23 protein-coding genes are annotated in these 23,234 nt (G+C 55.5%); 19 read left to right on the plus strand and 4 right to left on the minus strand.

What is annotated here, in order from left to right; translation table 11 throughout:
- Window positions 1-74: 74 nt before the first annotated feature.
- Window positions 75-482, plus strand: a complete 408-nt coding sequence (locus OCV69_RS09550; RefSeq protein ID WP_158358794.1) for a DUF6465 family protein — start codon at window positions 75-77, stop codon at window positions 480-482.
- Window positions 483-508: 26 nt separating this feature from the next.
- Here OCV69_RS09550 and OCV69_RS09555 read toward each other — a convergent pair whose 3' ends face one another.
- Window positions 509-1,078, minus strand: coding sequence for a hypothetical protein (locus OCV69_RS09555; RefSeq protein ID WP_158358793.1), 570 nt, complete (start codon window positions 1,076-1,078; stop codon window positions 509-511).
- Window positions 1,079-1,125: 47 nt separating this feature from the next.
- Here OCV69_RS09555 and OCV69_RS09560 point away from each other — a divergent pair, with 47 nt between their 5' ends.
- On the plus strand, window positions 1,126-2,607 hold the full coding sequence (locus OCV69_RS09560; RefSeq protein WP_158358792.1) for an RsmB/NOP family class I SAM-dependent RNA methyltransferase: 1,482 nt from the start codon (window positions 1,126-1,128) through the stop codon (window positions 2,605-2,607).
- Here the strand turns inward: OCV69_RS09560 and OCV69_RS09565 are convergent.
- A complete protein-coding gene (locus OCV69_RS09565; protein ID WP_158358791.1) occupies window positions 2,570-3,544 on the minus strand; it encodes an RluA family pseudouridine synthase in 975 nt (324 codons plus the stop codon). The two genes, OCV69_RS09560 and OCV69_RS09565, sit on opposite strands and share 38 nt — an antisense overlap.
- 114 nt (window positions 3,545-3,658) lie before the next feature.
- On the opposite strand from OCV69_RS09565, the gene OCV69_RS09570 reads away from it, so the two are divergent.
- Window positions 3,659-4,885 carry a D-alanyl-D-alanine carboxypeptidase family protein gene (locus tag OCV69_RS09570; protein ID WP_158358790.1) on the plus strand — a complete coding sequence of 409 codons (1,227 nt, stop codon included), beginning with the start codon at window positions 3,659-3,661 and terminating at the stop codon, window positions 4,883-4,885.
- Between the two features lie 29 nt (window positions 4,886-4,914).
- Window positions 4,915-5,517 carry a hypothetical protein gene (locus OCV69_RS09575; protein WP_022273042.1) on the plus strand — a complete coding sequence of 201 codons (603 nt, stop codon included), beginning with the start codon at window positions 4,915-4,917 and terminating at the stop codon, window positions 5,515-5,517.
- A 27-nt stretch (window positions 5,518-5,544) separates the two neighbouring features.
- Here OCV69_RS09575 and OCV69_RS09580 read toward each other — a convergent pair whose 3' ends face one another.
- Both OCV69_RS09580 and OCV69_RS09585 read right to left on the minus strand, forming a co-directional pair.
- Window positions 5,545-5,907 carry a NusG domain II-containing protein gene (locus tag OCV69_RS09580; RefSeq protein WP_022273041.1) on the minus strand — a complete coding sequence of 121 codons (363 nt, stop codon included), beginning with the start codon at window positions 5,905-5,907 and terminating at the stop codon, window positions 5,545-5,547.
- A 5-nt stretch (window positions 5,908-5,912) separates the two neighbouring features.
- Window positions 5,913-6,938, minus strand: coding sequence for an FAD:protein FMN transferase (locus tag OCV69_RS09585; RefSeq protein WP_022273040.1), 1,026 nt, complete (start codon window positions 6,936-6,938; stop codon window positions 5,913-5,915).
- A gap of 91 nt (window positions 6,939-7,029) precedes the next feature.
- On the opposite strand from OCV69_RS09585, the gene OCV69_RS09590 reads away from it, so the two are divergent.
- The 15 genes from OCV69_RS09590 (at window position 7,030) to OCV69_RS09660 (ending at window position 23,233) form a co-directional block, all read left to right on the plus strand.
- Window positions 7,030-7,551: a Gx transporter family protein gene (locus OCV69_RS09590; RefSeq protein ID WP_262563075.1), complete on the plus strand. Its 522-nt coding sequence runs from the start codon at window positions 7,030-7,032 to the stop codon at window positions 7,549-7,551.
- Between the two features lie 72 nt (window positions 7,552-7,623).
- The gene (galT, locus tag OCV69_RS09595; RefSeq protein WP_158358813.1) at window positions 7,624-9,123 is read left to right on the plus strand and encodes a UDP-glucose--hexose-1-phosphate uridylyltransferase; all 1,500 of its coding nucleotides are present in this window, start codon (window positions 7,624-7,626) and stop codon (window positions 9,121-9,123) included.
- A 129-nt stretch (window positions 9,124-9,252) separates the two neighbouring features.
- Complete coding sequence (locus tag OCV69_RS09600) at window positions 9,253-9,678, plus strand: hypothetical protein (protein WP_022273037.1); 426 nt, start codon at window positions 9,253-9,255, stop codon at window positions 9,676-9,678.
- Window positions 9,675-10,628: an ABC transporter permease gene (locus OCV69_RS09605; RefSeq protein ID WP_158358788.1), complete on the plus strand. Its 954-nt coding sequence runs from the start codon at window positions 9,675-9,677 to the stop codon at window positions 10,626-10,628. The genes OCV69_RS09600 and OCV69_RS09605 overlap by 4 nt, the downstream gene beginning before the upstream one ends.
- A gap of 29 nt (window positions 10,629-10,657) precedes the next feature.
- A complete protein-coding gene (cdaA, locus tag OCV69_RS09610; protein ID WP_158358787.1) occupies window positions 10,658-11,527 on the plus strand; it encodes a diadenylate cyclase CdaA in 870 nt (289 codons plus the stop codon).
- Window positions 11,508-12,956, plus strand: a complete 1,449-nt coding sequence (locus OCV69_RS09615) for a CdaR family protein (protein WP_158358786.1) — start codon at window positions 11,508-11,510, stop codon at window positions 12,954-12,956. Before cdaA ends, OCV69_RS09615 begins: the two co-directional genes overlap by 20 nt.
- Window positions 12,957-12,995: 39 nt before the next feature.
- Window positions 12,996-13,259, plus strand: a complete 264-nt coding sequence (locus tag OCV69_RS09620) for an HPr family phosphocarrier protein (RefSeq protein ID WP_158358785.1) — start codon at window positions 12,996-12,998, stop codon at window positions 13,257-13,259.
- Window positions 13,260-13,265: 6 nt separating this feature from the next.
- Window positions 13,266-14,615 (plus strand): O-antigen polymerase, encoded by a 1,350-nt coding sequence (locus tag OCV69_RS09625; RefSeq protein ID WP_158358784.1) that lies wholly within the window; start codon window positions 13,266-13,268, stop codon window positions 14,613-14,615.
- A 55-nt stretch (window positions 14,616-14,670) separates the two neighbouring features.
- Window positions 14,671-15,864, plus strand: coding sequence for a pyridoxal phosphate-dependent aminotransferase (locus tag OCV69_RS09630; protein WP_158358783.1), 1,194 nt, complete (start codon window positions 14,671-14,673; stop codon window positions 15,862-15,864).
- A gap of 19 nt (window positions 15,865-15,883) precedes the next feature.
- Window positions 15,884-17,020, plus strand: coding sequence for a sporulation integral membrane protein YtvI (gene ytvI, locus OCV69_RS09635; RefSeq protein ID WP_158358782.1), 1,137 nt, complete (start codon window positions 15,884-15,886; stop codon window positions 17,018-17,020).
- 93 nt (window positions 17,021-17,113) lie between these two features.
- The gene (locus tag OCV69_RS09640) at window positions 17,114-17,818 is read left to right on the plus strand and encodes a response regulator transcription factor (protein ID WP_022273029.1); all 705 of its coding nucleotides are present in this window, start codon (window positions 17,114-17,116) and stop codon (window positions 17,816-17,818) included.
- Window positions 17,808-18,944, plus strand: a complete 1,137-nt coding sequence (locus OCV69_RS09645) for a sensor histidine kinase (protein WP_158358781.1) — start codon at window positions 17,808-17,810, stop codon at window positions 18,942-18,944. Before OCV69_RS09640 ends, OCV69_RS09645 begins: the two co-directional genes overlap by 11 nt.
- Before the next feature lie 5 nt (window positions 18,945-18,949).
- Entirely contained in the window at window positions 18,950-21,394 is a 2,445-nt protein-coding gene (locus tag OCV69_RS09650; RefSeq protein WP_158358780.1) for a hypothetical protein, read from the plus strand.
- On the plus strand, window positions 21,394-22,344 hold the full coding sequence (locus OCV69_RS09655) for an ABC transporter ATP-binding protein (RefSeq protein WP_022273026.1): 951 nt from the start codon (window positions 21,394-21,396) through the stop codon (window positions 22,342-22,344). Before OCV69_RS09650 ends, OCV69_RS09655 begins: the two co-directional genes overlap by 1 nt.
- Window positions 22,334-23,233 carry an ABC transporter permease gene (locus OCV69_RS09660; RefSeq protein WP_022273025.1) on the plus strand — a complete coding sequence of 300 codons (900 nt, stop codon included), beginning with the start codon at window positions 22,334-22,336 and terminating at the stop codon, window positions 23,231-23,233. The genes OCV69_RS09655 and OCV69_RS09660 overlap by 11 nt, the downstream gene beginning before the upstream one ends.
- Window position 23,234: the final 1 nt, after the last annotated feature.

A 23,234-nucleotide genomic window follows, 5' to 3' on the forward strand; every position in this document is an offset into this window, starting at 1 on the left:
CACTGACAGCATTTAATTAGAAAGACGACAGCTTGGTATAAGTCAGATGGCGTATGATTATAGGAGGATGGATCATGGCAAGAAAAACGAATGCTGCTGTGAAAGAGGCAACTGCAAAAACAACGGCCGCAAAGGCTGCGGCTGTGAAAGAAACAACGGTAAAAGAGGTTCCGGCGACGGCTTCCGAAGGCAAGTCCGCAGAGCCGGCTAAGGAAGCTAAGAAGGCTCCCGCCAGAAAGACGGCTGCCAGAAAAGCTCCGGCTGCAAAGCCTGTGGAGGTAAAGAGCAGCGTTTACGTACAGTTTGCAGGAAAGGAATTTTCTGAGAGCAGCCTGACAGAGGCTGTGAAGGAAGCGTATACGGCTCTTGGAAACAGGGCGGAGGATATCCGGACCATTGATATTTATGTAAAGCCGGAGGAGAGTGTCGCTTACTATACAGTAAACGGCCAGGGCTCCGATGAATTTAAGATCCAGCTGTAAAAACGGCGGATGGGAAGGCACTGGTTTTAAAGCCAGTGCCTTTTTAAGATCCGGATCCTCCGGCAGAAAAGCCAGAGCCACAGTCCGGCAAATACAGTAAGAAAAAATTCCAGGGCGCTGGAGATCATGAAGCCGGAAAGGACCAGGAGGGCGGCGGTGGCGGCGATGGCAAAGCCCAGAAGGCCCGTACACAGGGAAAAATGGCCGGGATACTGGAAATACAGCTTCAGATCCAGGCTGGTGATGGCCAGATAAAAAAACACTGTGGCCAAAAAGGCCAGGGCCACATGGACAGAGGCCAGGAGCTTCATTTTTCCAGGTCTGTAAGGAATGAAAACGGAAACCAGCAGGAGAAGGAGCGCCAGGTCTGTCAGAGCCGCTTCCCGCTTCGAAGCCAGGCCGGCTCCAGCCATGGAAACGGCCCGTCGGATGAGAAAGCGGAAAAAGCCTCCGGTGAGGAGGGCCCACAGGATCAGGAAAAATGAACCGGGGCTCTCGCTTCCTGCGACGGAAAAGTTTGATGTGAGCCAGTTGGAACTGCCTGCGGCCAGAGCGGCTGCGGCAGGAATGAGAAACCAGGAAAATATTGCTGCCATAAACTTCCTCCTCCTGTTAGGATGCGCGGAAGGCGGGAAAGGATACGATGAAAAAAATGGAAAACATAAGCCTCCCGGAGGCATTTGTGGAAAAGATGAGCAGGCTCCTGGGAGACGGGGCCGGAAATTTTTTTGAGAGCTACGAAAGGGAGCGGAGCTTTGGCCTGCGGGTAAATCCTTTAAAGGCCGGAGAGCGGCTGCCAGGGCTCCTTTCGGGTCTGGAGCGGATTCCCTGGAGCCGGGAGGGATTTTATTATCCGGAGGAGCTCCGGCCGGGAAAGCACCCGCTCCATGAGGCGGGAGCCTATTATATCCAGGAGCCCAGCGCCCAGGCGTGCGCCGAGGCCCTGGATCCCAGGCCGGGAGAACGGATCCTGGACCTCTGTGCGGCTCCAGGCGGAAAGAGTACCCATCTGGCAGGAAAGATGGAACAGAAGGGGCTTCTGGTGTGCAATGAGATCCATCCGGCCCGGGCAAAGATCCTGTCCCAGAACATCGAGCGCATGGGGATCGGAAACGCAGTGGTCACCAATATGGAGCCTGCGGGCCTGGTCCCTGGGTTCCGGGAGTTTTTCGACGGCATCGCCGTGGACGCTCCCTGCTCCGGGGAAGGGATGTTCCGGAAGGATGAGAATGCAAGGCTGGAATGGAGCCCGGCCCAGGTAGCCGTGTGCGCGGCCCGTCAGGACCAGATCCTGGACTGTGCGGCTGCCATGGTGCGGCCCGGCGGACGGATCCTTTATTCCACCTGTACCTTTTCCCCGGAGGAAAACGAACAGACAGCGGCCCGGTTTCTGGAGCGTCACCCGGAATTCTGCCTAGAGAGGCCCCGTGCCGCCGGATTTTTTTCTGAGGGCAGGCCGGAGTGGGCGGAGTCTGTGGGCTTGAAAGAGCAGAGGGACGAGCTTAGAAAAACGGTCCGTATCTGGCCCCATGAGACCGGTGGGGAGGGCCATTTTATGGCGCTTTTTGTAAAAAACGGAGACGGGGCAGGAGATTCCGGTGGAATGGAGCCGGACCGCAGACAGAAGGACGGAAGGAAGAAAAGGGGAGGAGAAAAGAAGGACAAGAGAGCCGGAAAGGATCAGGGAGAGCTTATGGAGGCAGCCCGCTTCCTTAAGGAGAACGTGCGGGAGCCGGACCGTCTCCTGGCTGGAAGACGGTTCCTCACCTTTGGGGACAACGTATACCTGGTCCCGGAGGAAACGCCGGAGCTTACAAAGATCCGGGTGCTCCGGCCGGGACTCCAGGCGGGGACCTTAAAAAAAGGCCGTATGGAACCGGCCCATGCCCTGGCCCTGTTTCTTAAAAAGGAAGACGTCTTCCAGTGGGCAGAGCTTGGGACGGGAGAGACCGCGGCAAAGTATCTCCGGGGCGAGGCCATAGGAGCCGGGGAGCTGGAGGCCGTTTCCGGAGGGGATTTAAAGGGCTGGGTCCTGATGACTGTGGACGGCTTTTCCCTGGGATTTGCCAAGGCGGACCGGGGAGTCCTTAAAAATCATTATCCCAAGGGCTTAAGGAGGCCGTAGGGAGATCTGGGTCTGCCCCAGGACGGGAAAAAGAAGGAAGCTCCTGTCCCGGAAACAGGCAGGCCATATCCTCCGGCAGCGGGGCAGAAAAGATCAGGACCTCTCCCGTGAACGGATGGGAAAAGGAAAGTCTGACCGAATGCAGGGCCTGGCGGCGGATGTACCGGAAGTCGGGATTGTAGAGAAAGTCCCCGGGAAGGGGATGGCCGATATATTTCATATGGACACGGATCTGGTGGGTGCGTCCTGTCTCAAGACGGAGACGCAGGAGCGACAGATCCGTGTTTTTATTATACAGAAGCCGTTCATACCGGGTGGACGCGGCCTCTCCATGGTCCGGGTCCGGGATCCGCTGGATGGCCGAGCCCTCCTTCCGCCCGATGGGGACGGAGACCGTTCCGCAGGCATCTGTTTTCCCACAGACAGCGGCCAGATATTCCCGGCAGATCTCCCGGCGCTCCACCTGGCCGGAGAGAAGGGAGGAGCTGAGCCCGTTTTTTGCCACCAGGAGAAGGCCGGACGTGTCTTTATCCAGACGATTGACCGCCCGGAACACGAAGGCTTCCTGTTTCTTTCTGAAATAGTCCGCCAGGCCATTGGCCAGGGTATTGCCGTGGTTTCCCTGGGAGGGGTGGACGGCCATTCCAGCGGGCTTGTTTACCACCAGGAGGTGTGTATCCTCATACAGGATGTCCAGGTCCATGGGAACGGGCTCCACAGCTGCGGAGCTCTTTTTTTCCGCAACACGTACCTGGAGCTGGTTTCCGTCCTTCAGCACGCAGGTGGAAAAAACGGCGGTCCCGTCCACAAAAAAGCTGCCGGGAGTGTTTCTTAATCGGACCACCAGGCGGGAGGAATAGCCCCTGGACTTCAGGTATTCCGCCACAGTCATGCCGGCTTCATTCCCGGTGATCCCGTAAGTAAATGTATTTTCCATAGGAGGGATTTTACCACAGACCGCTGTTTCTGTAAAGAAAGGCCGGGGGGCGGCATATAGTTGCAGAAAGAGCAGCGGAGAATGCGGCCGGAAAGGGAGGCCGCAGAAGGATATATGAGGATCAGAAAAGCATACATACGGACGTTGACGGCGCTCCTGGCCCTGGCGCTCTGGCTGTGGCCCATCCAGACAGAGGCGGTCCAGGCTCCGGGGGAGGAGGCTCCTGCGCCTTTGGAGCTGAGGGCCCGGGCGGCAGTGCTCATGGATGGGGATACGGGAAGGATCCTGTATGGAAAAAACCAGGACCAGACCCTCCCCATGGCCAGCACCACCAAGATCATGACGTGCATCCTGGCTCTGGAAAACGCTTCCCTGGACGATGTGGTGGAGGTGTCCTCCTATGCAGCATCCATGCCGGATGTGCAGTTAAATATCCGGGAGGGGGAACAGTACCGGCTGGGGGATCTTTTGTATTCCCTGATGCTGGAATCCCACAACGACACAGCGGCGGCCATTGCAGAGCATGTGGCCGGGACCAGGGAGGCCTTTGCGGACATGATGAACCAGAAGGCCAGGGACATCGGCTGCCGGGATACCTTTTTCATCACGCCCAACGGTCTGGATGCAGAGGACCCGGATACCGGCCGCATCCACAGCACCACGGCAGCGGAGCTGGCAGGGATCCTCAGGTACTGTCTGTTCCAGTCTCCGGAGCGGGAGGGGTTTTTACGGGTGACCCGGGCGCCGTCCCACGCCTTTTCAGACGTCTCCGGGACCAGGACCTTTTCCTGCGTCAATCATAATGCCCTGCTGACCACCACGAAGGGGGCCATTTCCGGGAAGACCGGCTTCACAGCCGGGGCCGGCTACTGCTACGTGGGAGCCGTAAAAAAGGGGGAGAAAACGTTCATCGCAGCGCTCCTGGGCTGCGGATGGCCGCCCCACAGAACATACAAATGGGAGGACATGGGAAGGCTTCTGGCCTTTGGGGATGAAAACTATGATTTTTATGAACTATTAAAGGAAACACCGGAGCTTCCTCCCATACCTGTAAAAAACGGGATCGGGAGCCAGACCGGGCTTACGGTGGGATACCCGGAGCCGGCTTCCCTAAAAATACTGATGAACCAGAACGAGCCGGTGACCATAAAAAAGAAGGTGGCAAAGGAGCTTACGGCTCCGGTGGCAGCCGGAATGGCAGTGGGCCAGGTGGATTACTATGTGGGGGAAGATCTGGTGGCCAGCTTTCCTGTGACAGCCTCAGAGACGGTGGGAAAATGGGATCTGGAATTTTGTGTGAAAACCCTTTTAAATGGATTTTTATTCTGTTATAATGGATGAAGTTTTATCAGATGAAGGAGGCAGAATACATGAAGACTGCGCTTACAAGAGAAAAAGCCATCGGACTTTTAAGAGAATACAATAAGGAGCCGTTCCATGTGCTTCACGGGCTGACCGTGGGAGGCGTTTTAAAATGGTACGCCAGAGAGCTGGGCTATGGGGATGAGGCGGACTTCTGGGAGATCTGCGGGATCCTCCACGACATCGATTTTGAGCAGTATCCGGAGGAGCACTGCCTGGCAGCTCCCAGGCTTTTAAGGGAAGGCGGAGCAGAGGAGGAAGTGATCCATGCGGTCTGCAGCCACTGCTACGGCCACCATCCGGAGATCACTGCCAGCCCGGATCATGAAATGGAAAAGGTCCTTTATGCGGCCGATGAGCTGACGGGCCTCATCGGAGCGGCTGCAAAGATGCGTCCGTCCAGAAGCTGCCAGGATATGGAGGTCTCCAGCCTGAAGAAGAAATTCAAGGATAAGCGGTTTGCGGCGGGCTGCTCCCGGGACATCATCGCCCAGGGTGCAGAGCAGCTGGGCTGGGATCTGGCAGAGCTGATGGAGCGGACGATCCTGGCCATGCGCTCCTGTGAGGAGTCTGTGCAGGCAGAAATGGAAGCCATGGGCCTGGAAGCGTAAAAGAGAGGAGCAGCCGGGGATAAGATCCTAAGGGGCTCCCATGACCCGGGCGGTCATCCGGTTGGGAAGACATACGATCATCTCTCCCTCCTGGCTGACCTGTCCCTGGTCCATACAGATCTTATCGGGGCAGGAGGCTTCGGTGACCCAGGCTTTTCCGTCCCGGATCACAAAGACATTGACGCCGCCCTGGTCATTTTTTACCGTGTATTCCTGGTCCTTATGAAGCTCCAGGGTCTCCACCACGGTCCCGTCCACAGAAATTTCCAGGAACGCTGCCGGTCCGGAGTGGAAGGCCCGGTTCACGAGAAAGAAAAGGAGCGCTGTAAGGAGTACGGCTCCGGTCAGGAAAAGCTCCCGTTTCCCTGCCTGTCTGTTTTTCTGGTCCATAGGATCTAATCCTTTCGTAAAAATTTTTCCATTCCGTCGGAATAGTGGATCTGATAATCCTCATCAATGAAGCAGGCATACACGCCGTCCATGGATTCCACCAGCTCCATGCCTCTGGAGAGTCCCAGGGAAAAGCAGGTGGTGGAGAGGGCGTCTCCGTCTACGGACCGCTCCGACAGGATCGTCACTGAGATCAGGCCGTTGTCATAGGGATAGCCGGTGGAGGGATCCAGGATATGGTGGTAATTTTTTCCGTCCTCCACGAAATGGCGCTCGTAAACGCCGGAGGCCACTACGGAAAGGTCAGAGACCTCCACCTGGGCAAAGGTCTCGTTCCGGTCCGCAAAGGGCTTCTGGAGCCCCACGGTAAACGGCGTGCCGTCGGGCCGGCTTCCCACGCAGAGGACGTTCCCTCCCAGGTTGATCATGGCGCTTTCCACGCCGGAGTCCAGGAGATACGCTTTCAGCTGATCGGCAATGTAGCCCTTGGCGATGGCGCCCAGATCGATGGAGGTGCCGGGATCCAGGAAGGTCAGGGTGCTCCGGGTCCCGTCCAGCCGGAGCTTTTTATAGTCCACCTTTTTCCGGGCCTCCTCAATGGCCTCCGCCGGAGGGACCGACGGGGACGTCCCGCTGAAATTCCAGAGGGAGCTTAAGGGCTCGGTGGTGATATCAAAGGCCCCGCCGGAACGTTCACAGTAATAGAGGGCTGTGGCCAGGAGATCCGTCATGTCGTCAGACAGGGGATACGTTCCCGTGGCGTCCTCCCGGTGGTTCAGCCGGTACACCTCGCTTCCGGACAGAGTGCGGCTGAAACGGTTTTCGTATTCCCGGCAGAGGGCCATGGCTCCGTCCAGGATGGACTCGTCCCTGGAATCGTAGATGGCGATATCCACAAAGGTATTCAGGAGAAAATCGGAGCGGTGGATGGGAACGTCTGCCGGAGAGCCGCCCGGCGGCTTTATAAAGCAGAGGGCCGCCAGAAGGATGGCAGCCCCCAGCACAGGCACCAGATGGGGGAACCTTTTCATAAAAGATACCATTCTTTCTATTATAGATTTGGAACAGGTCTCATTCTAGCAAATGGGTCATGCAAAGTCAAGACGGGAGGAGCAGGGGAGATTGAAGAAAAATACGTCAGAAAGAACGGAGCGGGCGGCTCTTTACGGGCTTCTCACTGCCCTGGCCATGGTCCTGGGCTTCGTGGAGAGCCTGATCCCCATTCCGTTCCCGGTGCCGGGGATCCGCCTGGGACTTGCCAATCTGGTGACGGTGGCCGGGCTTTACCTGGTGGGGATCCGGGGAACGGCGGCGGTGACGGTGCTCCGCATCGTTCTCACGGGCCTTTCCTTTGGAAATCCGTACAGTATGGCCTATGGCCTTTCGGGAAGCCTTCTAAGCCTGCTGGTCATGGGGGCAGCGAAAAAACGGCAGTGGTTCTCTCCAGTGGGAATCAGCATCCTGGGGGGCATTGCCCATAATGTGGGACAGGTCTCCTTTGCGGCTTTTATCGTCCGTACAGCAGGCGTTTTTTATTATCTGCCGGCGCTCCTGGCCGCCGGCTGTGCGGCCGGAGCCGTCATCGGCGTGGTGGGCGGGATCCTGGCAGACCGGATCTCCCAATTTATGAAAAACCGGAATTAACGATTGTATTGTCTGCCGGGAACAGCTATAATTAAAGAGATAAAATTTTTACGGGGAGCGGAAGTTATGAAAATGATCAGTGAAGCAGTCCGGGATCTGGTGCAGTACGGCCTGGATACAGGACTTTTAGATGAAGAGGACAGATATTACGCCAGGAACCAGATCTTAAGCCTTCTGGGCCTTACCGAATATGAGGAGCCGGAAGAGCCGGAAAAAAAACGCAGTCTGGAGGATATCCTGAAGACGCTTCTGGACTATGCGGCAGAGAACGGCCTCCTGGAGCATGACAGTGTGACCTACCGGGATCTTTTTGATACGAAGCTGATGAACTGCCTGATGCCCAGGCCCAGCGAGGTATCAAAACGGTTCAGAGAGCTTTATGAGGCAGATCCAGAGGCAGCCACCAGGTATTTTTATAAGCTGAGCCAGGATTCCGACTATATCCGGAGATACCGGGTATGTAAGGATATGAAGTGGGTGGCAGATACGGAATATGGAGCCCTGGACGTGACTGTAAACCTTTCCAAGCCGGAAAAGGATCCCAGGGCCATTGCCGCCGCCAAGCTGGCAAAGCAGAGCGGATATCCCAAATGCCTTTTATGCGTGGAGAACGTGGGCTATGCCGGGCGGGCAGACCATCCGGCCCGGGACAACCACCGGATCATCTCCCTGACCATGGGCGGAGAGGAGTTCGGCTTCCAGTATTCTCCCTATGTGTATTATAATGAGCACTGCATCGTGTTCAATCAGAAGCATGTGCCCATGAAGATCGACAGGAGCACCTTTGTGAAGCTGTTTGATTTTGTAAAGCAGTTCCCCCATTATTTCCTGGGCTCCAACGCCGACCTTCCCATCGTGGGAGGCTCCATCCTGACCCATGACCATTTCCAGGGAGGCTGCTATGAGTTTGCCATGGCCAAGGCCCCGATGGAAAAGGAACTGGAGTTTAAGGGCTTTGAGGACGTGAAGGCAGGGATCGTCAAGTGGCCCATGTCCGTGATCCGCTTAAACGGGACGGACAGCGGGCGGATCGTGGACCTGGCGGATAAGATCCTAAAGGCATGGCGCGGGTATACGGATGAGGCGGCCTTTATCTTTGCAGAGACAGACGGAGAGCCCCACAATACGATCACTCCCATTGCCCGGATGCGGGACGGCCGGTTTGAGATGGACCTGGTGCTGAGGAACAATATCACTACAAAAGAGCATCCCCTGGGCGTTTACCATCCCCATGAAAAGCTGCATCACATCAAAAAAGAGAACATCGGCCTCATCGAGGTCATGGGACTGGCAGTGCTCCCGGCCCGGTTAAAGGAGGAGCTGGCCCTTCTGGCTGGCTATATGACGGAAGGAAAGGATATCCGCAGCAGCGAGACCATTGCGAAGCACGCCGACTGGGTAGAGGAGTTCCTTCCGAAATATAAAACGGTAACAGAAGAGAATGTGATGGATATTTTAAAGACCGAGGTAGGACGCGTATTTGCAGAGGTCCTGGAGGACGCCGGCGTTTATAAGCGGACCGGAGAGGGAAGAGCCGCGTTCCTGCGCTTTACGGATTCGGTGAACGGCTGATTTTTGTCAAAATCCTTAACATTTCCATAAGAAAATGGGAACTGCTCGCCAACAGGAAGAAATTGTGATATATTATCTGTGAGGCGGCGTAGCCCTGCGCCGTTTCGCAGAAAGGATAAGGAGAACCATATGCTGAACGAAGAAAAGATCCGGATCATGACAGGGATCGCCATGTTTGAAAAAAAGGCCGGGAGGGACATCCTTCCTGCCAGCCGGTATTTTAAGAGCGATTATGTCGGAGGCCGTATGATCCGCTCCTTCATTTTTTACACGTTTTCCAGTATGCTGTGCCTGGCCCTCTGGGTCCTTTATCAGATGGAGGACATTATGAGCACCATGGATGTGACCGCGCTCCTGGCGTCGGCAAAGCATGTGGCCTTATTCTATGCCGCCGGGCTTCTGGTCTATCTGGCTGTCACTTACTGGATCTATTCCCGACGGTATGAGCGTGCCAGCAAAGGCATGAAGATCTATCAGGCCAAGCTGCGCCGTCTGGAGAAAAAATATGAAGCTCCCTCTGTACAGGGAGAAAATGAGGAGGAACGGCGCGTATGATGGGCCTTTTGGTATTTAAAGAAAAATTAAAGCAGCTATATGGAAAATACAACCGGTACATGATCCCGGCAGTGAAGTTCCTGCTGGGGGCTTCGTCCTTCTTTCTGATCAGCTCCAACGTGGGCTTCATGGCCAGGCTTAAGAATCCCCTGGTGCCGGTGGTGATGGGACTGGTGGCGGCAGTGGTGCCCTGCGGAGTCACAGCATTTTTCGCCGGCTGCTTTCTGATCGCCCACGTTTCCCAGGTATCCCTGGAGGCGGCGCTGATCATTGCCGTATTTATGCTGGTGGTCATGATGCTCTATTATGGCTTCCGTCCGGGAGACGGCTACCTCCTGCTTTTGACGCCCATGATGTTTTTCTTAAGGGTCCCCTATGTGATCCCTCTGTTCGTGGGCCTTTCCGGCAGCCTGGTATCCATTGTCCCTGTGAGCTGCGGCGTATGCATTTATTACATTATGATGTATCTGAAGCAGAACGCCGGCGTGCTGGCGGGAAGCTCCATGTCAGAAATGGCGGAGCGCTTCATCGTCATTGTCCAGAGCCTCTTCGGGAACCAGCTGATGTGGGTCATGGCAGCGGCTTTTGCGGCCGGTGTGCTGGTGGTGTTCCTGATCAGGAACCTGTCGGTGGATTATTCCTGGTCCATTGCCATCATCGCCGGAGTGATCACCCAGCTGGTGGTGATCTTCATCGGGGACTTTTATTTTAACCTGCCGGTCGCCATCGGTCCCATGATCCTGGGGATCCTGGTGTCTGTGGTCCTGGCTCTGGTCTACCAGTTTTTCGTGTTTGCGGTGGATTACACCAGGACGGAATATTTACAGTATCAGGACGACGACTACTATTATTATGTGAAGGCGGTGCCGAAGATCACCGTCTCCCAGCCGGATGTGAAGGTACACCGGATCTCTTCGAGAAAATCTTCCAGACACGAAAAATCCAATTAAACAAATAAAACTGGGATGGAGGTGAAAGTATGACAGAATTTCTTGGACGCATATATTCCTGGCTGGCGTTCATACCAAAGATCACTCTGGGAAACCTGTTTGAAATTCTGATTATCTCTTTCCTTATATACGAGATTCTGATCTGGGTCCAGAATACCAGGGCCTGGGTGCTGTTGAAGGGCGGCCTGATGATCCTGGCCTTTTACCTGGGAGCGTCCCTTCTCCGGTTAAATACCATTACCTGGATGATCAACCATATGGGCCAGTTAGCCCTGATCGCTCTTCTGATCATCTTCCAGCCGGAGCTTCGGAAGGCCCTGGAGCAGCTGGGAAGCAAAAATATCATCACCGAGCTGTTTTCCTCCGAGGATGTGAGAGGACCGGAGGGCTATACGGACAAGACCGTCAACGAGATCGTCCGGGCTGCCTATGAGATGGGAAAGGTAAAGACGGGAGCGCTGATCGTCATTGAGAGGGAAACGCTCCTTTCGGAGATCGAGAGGACCGGGATCGAGGTGGACGGCATCGTCACCAGCCAGCTTCTGATCAATATCTTTGAACATAATACGCCGCTGCACGACGGTGCGGTGATCATCCGGGGAAACCGGGTGACGGCGGCCACCTGTTATCTGCCGCTGTCGGATAATCTGAGCATCAGCAAGGACCTGGGGACCCGTCACCGTGCGGCCCTGGGGATCAGCGAGACCTCGGACAGCCTGACGGTGGTGGTGTCTGAGGAGACAGGCCGCGTGTCCCTGGCCCGTGACGGACAGCTCACAAGGATCAGCGATCAGGAAACCCTGCGCCAGGCCATTTCCGTGGAAAAGGGAGAGGATACAGGGGCAGGACGGTTCCGGTTATGGAAGGGAAGACATAAAAATGAAAGAAAAGCAGAATAAGCGCTGGGGACTGAAGCTTTTGTCGGTCTTATGTGCCTTTCTGGTCTGGCTGGGCGTCGTCAACGTGGCCGATCCGGTGATGACCAGCACGGTGGAAGTGCCGGTGGAGATCGTCAACGGAGAAGTACTGGAAGCCAGCGGCTTAACGTATGAGATCATAGGAAAAAAGACGACCACCGTGTCGTATGAGGTAAAAACGACCAATGCCCACCGGATCCGTCCGGCAGACTTCAGAGCCTATGCGGATATGACGGATCTCTGGTCTGTTACAGGCTCCATCCCTGTAAAGGTGGAGGTGCTGAACCACAGCGAATACCTGCTGTCAGCCCCCGTGAGCCGGGTATCCACCATCAAGATCGAGACGGAGCCCTTACAGAAGAAGCGGTTCGATATCAACGTTTCTTACGCGGGAGACCTGGAGGAAGGATACGAAGCGGGAGACGTGGTGCTTTCTCCGGACCATTTATATGTGGAGGGGCCGGAATCCACTATCGGCCAGATCAGCAGCGTGGGGATCGAGATCTCCCTGGACGGCCTGACCATGGACGCAGAGGGGACGGCATCCCCGCAGTTCTACGACGCCAATGGCAATAAGATCGTTCTGGACCAGCGGGTGGAGGTGGACTGTGAATCGGTATCCTACTCGATGCCGGTCCTCAAGGTAAAGAGCCTGCTGCTGGATTTCGAGGTTTCCGGGCAGGTGGCCGACGGCTATCGGTTCACGGGCGTGGAATGTGATGTGAAGAACGTTCCTGTCATCGGCCTGAAATCGGTGCTGGCTTCCTTAAATACCATTACGATCCCCGGTGAAAGCCTGAACCTGGACGGAGCCAGGACCAATATGGTGCGGACCATCGACATCAACAAGTATCTGCCGGTGGGAGTTTCCCTGGCCGGTACGGGCCGCCACGAGATCAACGTGACCCTGACTGTGGAGCAGTTAAAGGAGCGCGTTTATACGGTGGAGGTCAACGACGCCTCCTTTACGGGAGAAAACGACGATTACATCTACCGGGCGGAGCCGGATACAGTGAATATCCGTATCGAGGCCCTGGCTGAGGAGCTGGACAGCCTTACGCTGGATTCCTCGGACATCCAGGTGGACGTTTCCTCCATGGGCGAGGGGATCCATGAGGCGAAGGTGGGGCTGAAGCTGGATCTGGACCGGGTATACAGGGTCCTGAATATCTCCTCCTGCAGCATCCAGGTGATGAAGGTGCCCGAGGCAACGGAGAGCGCGCCTTCAGCCGGGACGGCGGAAGAGACCACGGCGGAGACCAGTACGGGAGCCGGTGAAACAGACGACGCTTCCGGAGCCCAGGATGGAACGGAGGTATCCGGGACAGCCGCCTCCCATGAGACGGAGGAGAGCCGCCGCGCAGAGGTCCATCCGGCGGAGGAATCCTCTTCTGCGCAGGAAAACCGGTAAAGACACGGCATCTTATGAAAAATGGAGTATAGTTACAATATGGTAAAGCAAAGAGTTACGATCAAAAATCCCACCGGCCTTCATCTCAGGCCGGCGGGGATCCTGTGCAAGGAAGCCCTGCGGTACCAGTCCTCGGTGAAATTCCAGTTTGGTACCAGCACAGCCAATGCTAAGAGCGTTTTAAGCGTTCTTGGGGCCTGCGTGAAAAGCGGGGATGAGATTACGTTTATCTGCGAGGGGCCGGATGAGGAAAAGGCCCTGGCGGACATGGTCGCCCTGGTGGAAAGCGGCCTGGGAGAATAACTGGATATGGTAGTTTATCTGATCCTTTATGGCGCCGGTATGCTTTTTGCATCCAGCGCCCATTACTATATGTCGGGAATGAGTCTGATCCTGGCAGCCCTGTATCTGTATTTTTATGATTACAGGCGGAGCGGGAACCCGCTCCATCTCCGGGCCATGTTTTCCCTGTTCTGGGTAGGAGGGGAAGGGATCTCCTGCTTTAAGCTGAGCCGGCTCCAGACCGACTGGGACCCGGTGACCTGGGCCAGTTTTTTCATAGCCCTGGCCGCTTTCTGGAGTGTGTTTGGAATGGCAGAGGCCCGGATCCGGAAAAAACGGGAAGAGGGCAAGGATAAAAGAGAGGAAAAGGCCAGGAGGAAGGGCGTGGAAGCCGTATCTGAAGGAACAGAGGCTGCCGGGAGCTTTGGTATGCTCACGGCCATCCTTCTTCTGACGGCTGTGTCCTGGGCCGCTTTTCTTCTGGAAGCAGCGGTCCTGGGCTATGTGCCGTTCTTCCTGCGGGGAGTGCCCCATGCCTACTCCCATTTCCACATATCCGGCGTCCACTATTTCACCGTTTCCTGCGTGCTGGTACCGTCCATGGCAGTGATCTGGTTTCTGCGCGGAGGCGTAAAGAAGCGCTGGCAGGCGGTCCTGGTGCTTCTGGCTGCGGCAGCATCCCTTCTGGTCCCTGTGCTCTGCGTGTCCCGGTTCCAGCTGATCTTTGCGGTGATCCTGGCGGTGCTGACTTTTATGCAGGTCTCGGGAAAGAAGCGGCTGCGGTATCTGTTCGGAGCGGCTGCGGCGCTGCTGCCGCTCTATGTGATCCTGACTGTTGCCAGGAGCCACGATGTGGCGTATCTCAACGGTATTTTTGAGATGAAGGACCCGGCGACGCCTATTTTTATCACCCAGCCGTATATGTACATTGCCAATAATTATGATAATTTCAACTGTCTGGTGACAGAGCTCCCGGCCCATTCCATGGGGCTTAAGAGCCTGTTTCCCTTATGGGCCTTAACGGGGCTTAAGTTAATAAAGCCGGAGCTGGTGGATTTTCCCATCTATACCACCAAGGAGGAGCTGACGACGGTGACGCTGTTTTACGACGCCTACTACGATTTTGGCGTTGTGGGCGTGTTCCTTTTCTCAGCGGCCCTGGGGCTTTTTGCCGCATGGCTCATGGACCGGGCAGAGAGGGCAGAGAATCCGTTCTGGCAGCTTTTTTATTCCCAGGCGGCGCTTTATTTCATGCTGTCATTTTTTACCACCTGGTATTCCAATCCGGCCACCTGGTTTTATTTTGCAGCCACGGGAGCGGCGATGGTCTGGGTGGAGCTCATAAAGCGGCTGGCAGGAGCCGGGGAAAGGACATAAAAGGGGAAGGCTGTTTTATCTGGGGGACAATAAGAAAACGATGGAGGAAATGAAAATGGTATCAGAAAAAATGAAGCCGTTCATGGCGAACAATTCCGCGATCCGCGCCATGTTTGAGGAAGGAAAGAAAATGGCCGCCGTCTATGGGGCGGAAAACGTATACGATTTCAGTCTGGGAAATCCCAATGTGCCGGTTCCGGAGGTCAATGAGGCCATCCTGGAGATCGTGAAAGAGGAGGCGTTCAATGCCCTTCACGGCTATATGAGCAACGCCGGCTTTGAGGATGTGCGCCAGACCATCGCCCAGTCCATCAATGAACGGTTCGGCACCAGTTTTTCTGAGAAAAACCTGATCATGACCGTGGGAGCTGCAAGCGGCCTCAATGTGATCTTAAAGAGCATCTTAAACCCTGGAGACCAGGTGATCGTATTCGCCCCGTACTTTGTGGAGTACGACGGCTATGTGAGGAATTATGACGGAGAAGTGGTGCGGATCTCCCCGGATACAGAGACCTTTATGCCAAAGCTGGATGAGTTTGAGGAGAAGATCACAAAAAGGACCAAGGCCGTCATCATCAATAACCCCAATAATCCCACAGGAGTTGTGTATGGCGAGGATACCATAAAGGCCCTGGCGGCTATCCTGGAGAAGAAGGAAAAGGAGTTTGGCATCTCCATCCTTCTGATCTCCGACGAGCCCTACCGGGAGCTGGCCTACGGGGTGGAGGTCCCCTATGTGACAAAGTATTACCATAATACGGTGGTGGGGTATTCTTACAGCAAATCCCTTTCCATCCCCGGCGAGCGCATCGGCTACCTGGTGATCCCCGATGAGGTGGATGAGAGCGGGGAGCTGATCACTGCCGCCTCCATCGCCAACCGGGTCCTGGGCTGCGTCAACGCCCCGTCCCTGATCCAGAAGGTGATCCACTACTGTATCCGGCACAAGGTGACCGTCAACGTGGAGGCCTACGAGAAGAACCGGGATCTTTTGTACCATGCGTTAAAGGAAGACGGCTTTACCTGCGCAAAGCCCGACGGCGCGTTTTACCTGTTTGTCAAGTCTCCGGTAGCGGATGAAAAGGAATTCTGTGAGACCGCAAAGAAGCATCACGTCCTGATGGTCCCCGGCAGCTCCTTTGCCTGCCCGGGCTATGTGCGGATCGCTTACTGCGTATCCCATGAGCAGATCGAGCGCTCCCTTCCGGCGTTCCGGGAGATCGCCAGGGAATATGGTCTGTTAAAGTAGAGGGCAGACGCAGGTCCTCATGGAGGAGGAAATGGATATCAGAAAATATGCGAGGATCTTTTTAAACATTGCGGTTCCCCTTATGACCATCTACCTGATCTGTGTCTGGGGACCGCGGCTTCTTGGTTTCTTCATACCGTTTGTGATCGGCTGGGTGGTGGCCATGATCGCCAATCCCCTGGTGCGGTTCCTGGAAAAAAAGATACGGATCGTCAGGCGGCACAGCTCCATGGTCCTGATCGTGGGGGTTCTGGCTCTGGTGATCTTTGGCCTGTATTTCCTGGGAAGCCGGGGGCTTAAGGAGATGGTGCTGTTCGTGCGGGCCCTTCCGGGGCTTTATGCGGAGGTCCAGGAGGATGTGGCCGAAGCCTATGCGGAGCTGGAGCAGGTCCTTACGTTCCTGCCTCCGGAGGTGAAGGACTCCTTCGGTCAGGTCATCGAGCAGCTGGGAGCGTACATCGGCGGCTTTCTCCAGGACCTGGCGGCCTCTGCCGGAGGAGCTGTGGCCAGGACCCTGCCGGATGTGCTGGTCCATACCATTGTGGTCCTTCTGTCCTCCTATCTGTTCCTGGCGGAGCATGATGTGATCGTCCAGAGGATAAAGGAAGTGATGCCGGGGGCGGTGAAGCGGTATGCGGGACTTATAAAGAAGGACGTCAGGAAGGTCATCGGCGGCTACTTCATGGCCCAGTTCAAGATCATGTTCGTGGTGGCCCTGGTGCTCATGGGAGGTCTTATGCTCCTGGGCGTCCATTACTGGGCGGTCCTGGCGGTGGCCATTGCCATTCTGGATTTCCTGCCCATGTTCGGCACAGGAACGGTGCTGATCCCCTGGGCTGCGGTGAAGCTGTTTACCGGGGATTTTGCCTATGCGGCCGGCCTGGGACTGCTTTACGTCCTGTCCCAGGCGGTCCGGCAGATCATCCAGCCCAAGATCGTGGGGGACAGCATGGGGCTTCCGCCTCTGACCACCCTGTTTTTCCTGTTCCTGGGATACAGGCTCCGGGGACTGGCCGGTATGATCCTGGCCGTTCCGGTGGGACTGATCTTTATTAAATTTTATGAATACGGGGCCTTCGATTCCCTGATAAACAGCGTAAAGGAGCTGGCCAGGGAGATCGAGGAGATCCGTCATGGAGATGGGAAGGAGCCATAGGCCCCTTCCCGTTTTTTTCCATAAAAAAGTAAGGCAAAAGTGGGCAAAGTATGGTATGATGGTACATATATTACGGACAGAGGAGGATGTTTCATGGATCAGATCAATATTCTCGTTGTGGATGATGAAAAAGAGATCGCGGACCTGGTGGAGATCTACCTGGTCAGCGACGGATATAAAGTATTTAAGGCCAACAATGCCCTGGACGGACTGGAGATCCTGGAAAAGGAGGAGATCCACCTGGTGCTCCTGGATATCATGATGCCGGGGATGGACGGACTGGAGATGTGCCGGAAGATCCGGGAGACCAACAATATCCCGATCATCATGCTGAGCGCCAAGTCCACGGATCTGGATAAGATCCTGGGCCTGGGGACCGGGGCGGACGACTATGTGGTGAAGCCCTTTAACCCGCTGGAACTGACGGCCAGGGTAAAATCCCAGCTGAGACGGTATACCCAGCTAAATCCCAACCGGAATACCGGTCAGGCTGCCAAAAACGAGATCAATATCAAGGGTCTCTCCATCAATAAGGACAACCACAAGGTGGTGGTATACGGAGAGGAGATCAAGCTGACGCCCATCGAGTTCGATATCCTTTATCTCCTGGCCTCCAATCCAGGCCGGGTGTTCAGCACTGACGAGATCTTTGAAAAGGTATGGAATGAGAAGGTATACGAGGCCAATAATACGGTCATGGTACATATCCGCCGTCTCCGCGGAAAAATGAAGGAGGATACCAGACAGAATAAGATCATCACCACAGTCTGGGGGGTGGGTTATAAAATTGAAAAGTGATTTCAGCAGACGGTTTTACGGACAGGTCCTGGTCAATATCCTGTACAGCACCCTGGTGGCATGTCTGGTGGAGATCTTTCTGATCGCCAACGTGGATATGATCGTCAATTATCTGGAAAAGACCCAGGGAAGCCTTTCCCCTGCCCTTAAGATCTTCCGGATGGGGACTGCCACCACGATCCTTTATGTGATCGCCGGCATCGGGATCTTTTCCCTGACCTTCCTGCTTTTGCAGAGAAAGTCCATCCGGTACATAGGAAAGATCGCAGCAGCCATCCAGAACATCTCCGAGGGAGATCTGAATATCCAGGTGGAGGTGGAGGGAGACGATGAGTTTGCCATGATGGCGGCCAGCTTAAACCGGATGGAGGCCGATATCCGGGAGCTGATGGATAAGGAACGGGAATCGGAGCGGACGAAAAATGAGCTGATCACCAACGTGGCCCATGACCTCCGGACGCCGCTGACCTCCATCATCGGCTACCTGGAGCTGCTTTCCAGGGGCATGCCCATGGAGGAGGAGATGCGGCAGAAATACATTGACATCGCCTATACAAAGGCCAAGCGCCTGGAAAAGCTCATCGAGGACTTATTCGGCTTTACGAAGATGAACTGCGGCAAGATTGCCATGCACGTGGGCCGGGTGGACATCGTAAAGCTCCTGGGACAGCTTCTGGAGGAGTTTTATCCCAGCTTTGCCGATAAGGGGCTTACCTATGAGCTGACCAGCAATGTGCCGTCCCTGGAGATCACCGCCGATGGAAATCTCCTGGCCCGGCTGTTTGACAACCTGATCAACAATGCCATCAAATACGGGGCCGAGGGAAAGAAGGTACTGGTAAAGGTTGAGGCGGAGGAAGAAGTGGTATCCGTTTCTGTGGTAAACTTCGGCTATGTGATCCCGGAGGGAGAGCTGCATCTGATCTTCAATAAATTTTATCGGGTGGAGCAGTCCCGGTCCACAGCCACGGGAGGAACGGGCCTGGGGCTGGCCATTGTAAAAAATATCGTGGATATGCATGGAGGGACCATTTCCGTCACCAGCGACTTAAACGGTACGGTGTTCCAGGTAAAGCTGAAGATCGATTTTGATGTGAACAGAGAAAATTTCAGAGCGATAGGATGAATCATATGGGAAAAAGAAGCGTCAGGGTGTTCCTTGCACTGGTTTTTGCGCTCCTGCTTCCAGGAAGCCCGGCATGGGCGGGAGACGGAGCGCCGGTATCCATGGAGGTTTCCACAGTCTATGGGGATATGGGAAAGTTTGGGAGCCATATCCCCCTTGTTATTACTTTTTACGGCCAGTCGGAGACGCCCTTTAACGGTACGGTGAACGTAAAGACCCTGGAGAGCACGCCGGATAACAGCGATGAGGTCTATCAGTACAGCTTCCCGGTTTCTGTGAAGCTGGCGGAGACGGAAAAAAAGGAGATCTATATCCCCCTGGGGCAGAAGAGCAGCGGGATCCATGTGGCCCTCTGCGACCAGGGGGGAAGAGAGGTGGATTCCTGTTCTCTTTCCTTTGATGTGTCCCGGGACATGGGAAGGCTGCTGATCGGAGGCCTGGCAGGAGAGGAAGAGGAGCTCTCATACTTTGACGGCGTCCACCTGGAATACGGCATGGTGGATTCCCGGCTGATCCTCCTGGACCAGAAGGCCCTGCCCTCCGACGCCAGGGGACTGGAGCTTCTGGATATCCTTCTGATCAACGGCTTTTCTACGGAAAGTCTCACCGAGGACCAGAGGACAGCCATCCTTCAGTGGGTGGAACGGGGCGGGACCCTCCTGCTGGGCACAGGCCAGGAAGCAGAGAAGGTCCTGGGGGGATTTTCCGAAGATCTGGGCGGAGTCCGGATCCGGGGATATGAAAAAAAGAAAGTGGGCCTGGGGGTGGAATACGCCCAGGATTCCCCGGAGGATGCCCAGGTGGAGCTGATGTGCGCTGAGCTTTCTGTGCCCGGCGGAAGAGTGGTCATGGAAGGAGACGATATCCCTCTTTTAACGGTGATCCGGCGCGGGAAGGGAAAAATGGGATTTTTTTCCTATGATCTGGGGGAGATCCGCGGGTTTGCAGAAAAGACCCCTGGCTATGTGGCGGAGATCCTGACAAAGACCCTGGGCCAGGAGGCTGTCTCCCAGCTTTACTATTACAGCTCCTATGGAAGGAACGACGACTACTGGAGCGCCCAGAGCCTGGTGAGCACCGGCAGTGTGGACCGGCTGCCCAGGATCCCGCTTTATATGGCAGTGACAGCCGTCTATATCCTGGCGGCAGGGCCGGGGCTTTACCTGTATCTGAAAAAGAAGGACCTGAGCCGGTACTACGGAATTTCTGTGGTCATAGCTTCGGCGGCGGCCTCAGCGGTCATCTATCTGCTGGGAACGGGGACCCGGTTCACGTCGGAATTTTATACTCTGGCTACGGTACTGGGTACCTCCGGGGACACGGTGGAGGAGACCACCTTTTTAGATGTGCGGACGCCGGACAGCCGTCCCTTTTCCCTGCGGGTGCCTGCGGAGTATTCCATTACTCCCCTGACCAGATCCAGCCAGTATGAGGAGCAGCCGGTCCAGGCCTTTGACGGAAAACAGGCGGCAGATGTGAGGATCGCCCGGGAGGAGGATGCGGCAGTCCTTTCAGCCAGCCGGTCCAGGGCCTTCGATCCCAGGTATTTTAAGCTGGAATCCAGGGGAGAACGGACGTTTCCCGGAAGGATCGAAGGAGATCTGAGGCTGTTCGAGGGAAAGCTTTCCGGCTATATCAGAAATGGCTATGATTTTCCCCTGACCGACAGCGCCGTCTTCTTTTACGGACAGGTCTGCCCGCTGGGAGATCTGGAGCCCGGGGAGGTACGGGAGCTTAAAGAGGAGCCTGTGTTAAACTGGCCGGTGAACATGACCTATCTGGCTGCCCAGTGGCTGGTGGAGAGGGATTCGGCCGGGAAGGAGCTGGACGATGAAGAGCTTCTGCGGAATACGGACCGGCGGAGCCTTTACGGCTGGTATCTGGATCAGACCTACGGCGGCGCCTACGTTTCCGGCGCGCGGTTTTCTGCCCTGGGCCCGGAGCAGGGGCTCTGGGAGTGGGTCTCACCCGACGGCCAGGCGGCAGACGGCCAGGTCCTTTATACGCAGGAGCTGGAGATGACCACAGAAAAGGGCGGGAGCGTCTGGAGGAGCGGTCTTTATAATCCCCAGCAGGTGGTCTCCGGGAACATGGGATACGGCAGCGACGGCCTCTCCCTTTATGGAACAGAGCCAGTGACGGTGGAATACTTCCTGGGAACAGACCTGGACGTGGAAAAGGTGGCCTTCACCTTTATCTCTCCGGAATTTTTCAGCGGCGAGGATTTTTATTATATCCGGCCGTTTGAGGGCGAGGCTTGTTTTTACAATAATGAAACGAAGAATTACGACCCGGTAGACCTTTCCGGCGGCGGATTTACGGAAAGCGTGCTGGCGCCTTACCTGTCTGCGGAGAACAGCCTGGTGGTAAAATATACGGCGGAGGAAGGGGACACTTCGGGAGTTACCTCGATGCTGCCGGTGCCGGTGGTGACAGGGAGGAAACGCTGATGTTAAAGATCCATGGCTTAAAAAAGAAATTTGGGAATTTTGAAGCCCTGAGGGGATTGGATATGGAAGTGGAGGAGGGGGCCCTTTACGGCTTTGTGGGGCCCAACGGAGCCGGAAAGACCACAGCCATCAAGATCATGGCGGGGCTTTTAAAGCCGGACGAGGGATCGGTGGAGATCTGCGGAAAGGACGCTTTAAGGTTCCGGGAGGAGGCAAAGGATCAGTTTGGCTATGTGCCCGATGAGTTTGGCATGTATGACAATCTGAAGGTGCGGGAATATATGGAGTTTTTTGCCTCCTGCTACGGCCTCTCCGGCCTCATGGGAAGAAAGCGGTGCGAGGAGCTTTTAGACCAGGTGAAGCTTTCTGACCGGGCGGACTTTTTTGTGGACAGCCTTTCCCGGGGAATGAAGCAGAGACTCTGCCTGGCCAGGGCCCTGATCCACGATCCCGGTCTTCTGATCCTGGACGAGCCCACCTCAGGCATGGATCCCAGGACCCGGATGGAATTTAAGGAGATGTTAAAGGAGCTGTGCGCCGAGGGGAAGACCATTCTGGTCAGCTCCCACATCCTTTCGGAGCTGTCCCAGATGTGTACAGACATCGGGATCATCGACGCCGGAAAGATCGTCCTTTCCGGCAACATGGCGGAGATCCTCCAGAAGGTCAATGATTCCAACCCGCTGCTGATCCGGATCTGCGGCGAGAGCCGGACAGCCATCGGGATCTTAAAAAAGGATCCCAGGGTCCAGACCATCGCCATCCGGGACGAGGACATCATCGTCAATTTCCACGGAAACCGGCAGGCAGAGGCAGAGCTTTTATACAGCCTCATGGAGGCGGGGATCCCAGTCAGCGGATTCATCAGAGAGCAGGGAGACCTGGAAAGTATCTTTATGCAGATCACAAGCCATGATAAGGGAAAGGTGGTGCTCAGCAGTGAAGAGTAATCCCGTTTATAAAAGAGAGGTGACGGTCCGGGCACGGAGCTTCCGGATGCCCCTGATCATCCTGGTGTTCAACGGGATCCTGGCGGTGGTGGCGCTGCTAAATATGTATTCGGCAGTGGCCCAGGTGCGGATCTCAGCCTCCGTCCAGTATTCCAGCTTCCTTCAGCTTTACGCCTTTGTGGCGACCCTGGAATTCCTGCTTTTAATGTTTATCATGCCGGCGCTGACCTCCGGCAGCATCAGCGGAGAGCGGGAGCGGCAGACACTGGAGCTTCTGTTTACCACCAGGATGACGCCGAAGGATATTGTGATGGGAAAACTGTTTTCTGCTTTGAGCCAGCTGATGGTGCTGATCGTATCCAGCTTCCCCATCCTTTTGCTGACCTTTGTATACGGCAGTATGGATCTGATGGACCTGGCGTTTTTAATGGTATGTTTTCTGGTGACGGCGGTCTTCTGCGGCGGTATCGGGATTTTTTCTTCATCGCTGATGCGCCGGTCCACCTTTTCCAATGTGTGTACCTACGGGATCCTTCTGCTGGTGGTGGTGGGCACATATATGTTAAATATTTTTCTTCTTAATATGTCCCAGATGCAGATTGCAGAGGAGATCTACCAGCTGGGAGAGACGCGGCCGGCGGCTTCGTCCGGCAGCGCAGTCTACCTTCTTCTGCTGAACCCCCTGGCTACCTTTGGGGAGATCATGGAAAAGCAGGTGACGGGAGGGATCGCGGACCTGTCCATCCGCCGGTTCCTTGGAAACGGACCGGATAATTTTGTGATCCGTCACTGGATCCCGGTCAGCATACTGGTCCAGACCGTGTTTTCTGCCGGGCTGGTACGGGGAGCCGTGTATTTTTTAAATCCTCTGAAAAATGAGAAGAAATAGG

It is taken from the genome of Alitiscatomonas aceti (genome assembly GCF_025567195.1).
Lineage (GTDB): Bacteria > Bacillota > Clostridia > Lachnospirales > Lachnospiraceae > Alitiscatomonas > Alitiscatomonas aceti.

What these genes read in the sequence shown, in the direction of transcription:
- OCV69_RS09550 (WP_158358794.1), top strand. Translation starts at nt 75, where the DNA reads ATGGCAAGAAAAACGAATGCTGCTGTGAAAGAGGCAACTGCAAAAACA.
- OCV69_RS09555 (WP_158358793.1), bottom strand. Translation starts at nt 1,078, where the DNA reads ATGGCAGCAATATTTTCCTGGTTTCTCATTCCTGCCGCAGCCGCTCTG.
- OCV69_RS09560 (WP_158358792.1), top strand. Translation starts at nt 1,126, where the DNA reads ATGAAAAAAATGGAAAACATAAGCCTCCCGGAGGCATTTGTGGAAAAG.
- OCV69_RS09565 (WP_158358791.1), bottom strand. Translation starts at nt 3,544, where the DNA reads ATGGAAAATACATTTACTTACGGGATCACCGGGAATGAAGCCGGCATG.
- OCV69_RS09570 (WP_158358790.1), top strand. Translation starts at nt 3,659, where the DNA reads ATGAGGATCAGAAAAGCATACATACGGACGTTGACGGCGCTCCTGGCC.
- OCV69_RS09575 (WP_022273042.1), top strand. Translation starts at nt 4,915, where the DNA reads ATGAAGACTGCGCTTACAAGAGAAAAAGCCATCGGACTTTTAAGAGAA.
- OCV69_RS09580 (WP_022273041.1), bottom strand. Translation starts at nt 5,907, where the DNA reads ATGGACCAGAAAAACAGACAGGCAGGGAAACGGGAGCTTTTCCTGACC.
- OCV69_RS09585 (WP_022273040.1), bottom strand. Translation starts at nt 6,938, where the DNA reads ATGAAAAGGTTCCCCCATCTGGTGCCTGTGCTGGGGGCTGCCATCCTT.
- galT (WP_158358813.1), top strand. Translation starts at nt 7,624, where the DNA reads ATGATCAGTGAAGCAGTCCGGGATCTGGTGCAGTACGGCCTGGATACA.
- OCV69_RS09600 (WP_022273037.1), top strand. Translation starts at nt 9,253, where the DNA reads ATGCTGAACGAAGAAAAGATCCGGATCATGACAGGGATCGCCATGTTT.
- OCV69_RS09605 (WP_158358788.1), top strand. Translation starts at nt 9,675, where the DNA reads ATGATGGGCCTTTTGGTATTTAAAGAAAAATTAAAGCAGCTATATGGA.
- cdaA (WP_158358787.1), top strand. Translation starts at nt 10,658, where the DNA reads ATGACAGAATTTCTTGGACGCATATATTCCTGGCTGGCGTTCATACCA.
- OCV69_RS09615 (WP_158358786.1), top strand. Translation starts at nt 11,508, where the DNA reads ATGAAAGAAAAGCAGAATAAGCGCTGGGGACTGAAGCTTTTGTCGGTC.
- OCV69_RS09620 (WP_158358785.1), top strand. Translation starts at nt 12,996, where the DNA reads ATGGTAAAGCAAAGAGTTACGATCAAAAATCCCACCGGCCTTCATCTC.
- OCV69_RS09625 (WP_158358784.1), top strand. Translation starts at nt 13,266, where the DNA reads ATGGTAGTTTATCTGATCCTTTATGGCGCCGGTATGCTTTTTGCATCC.
- OCV69_RS09630 (WP_158358783.1), top strand. Translation starts at nt 14,671, where the DNA reads ATGGTATCAGAAAAAATGAAGCCGTTCATGGCGAACAATTCCGCGATC.
- ytvI (WP_158358782.1), top strand. Translation starts at nt 15,884, where the DNA reads ATGGAGGAGGAAATGGATATCAGAAAATATGCGAGGATCTTTTTAAAC.
- OCV69_RS09640 (WP_022273029.1), top strand. Translation starts at nt 17,114, where the DNA reads ATGGATCAGATCAATATTCTCGTTGTGGATGATGAAAAAGAGATCGCG.
- OCV69_RS09650 (WP_158358780.1), top strand. Translation starts at nt 18,950, where the DNA reads ATGGGAAAAAGAAGCGTCAGGGTGTTCCTTGCACTGGTTTTTGCGCTC.
- OCV69_RS09655 (WP_022273026.1), top strand. Translation starts at nt 21,394, where the DNA reads ATGTTAAAGATCCATGGCTTAAAAAAGAAATTTGGGAATTTTGAAGCC.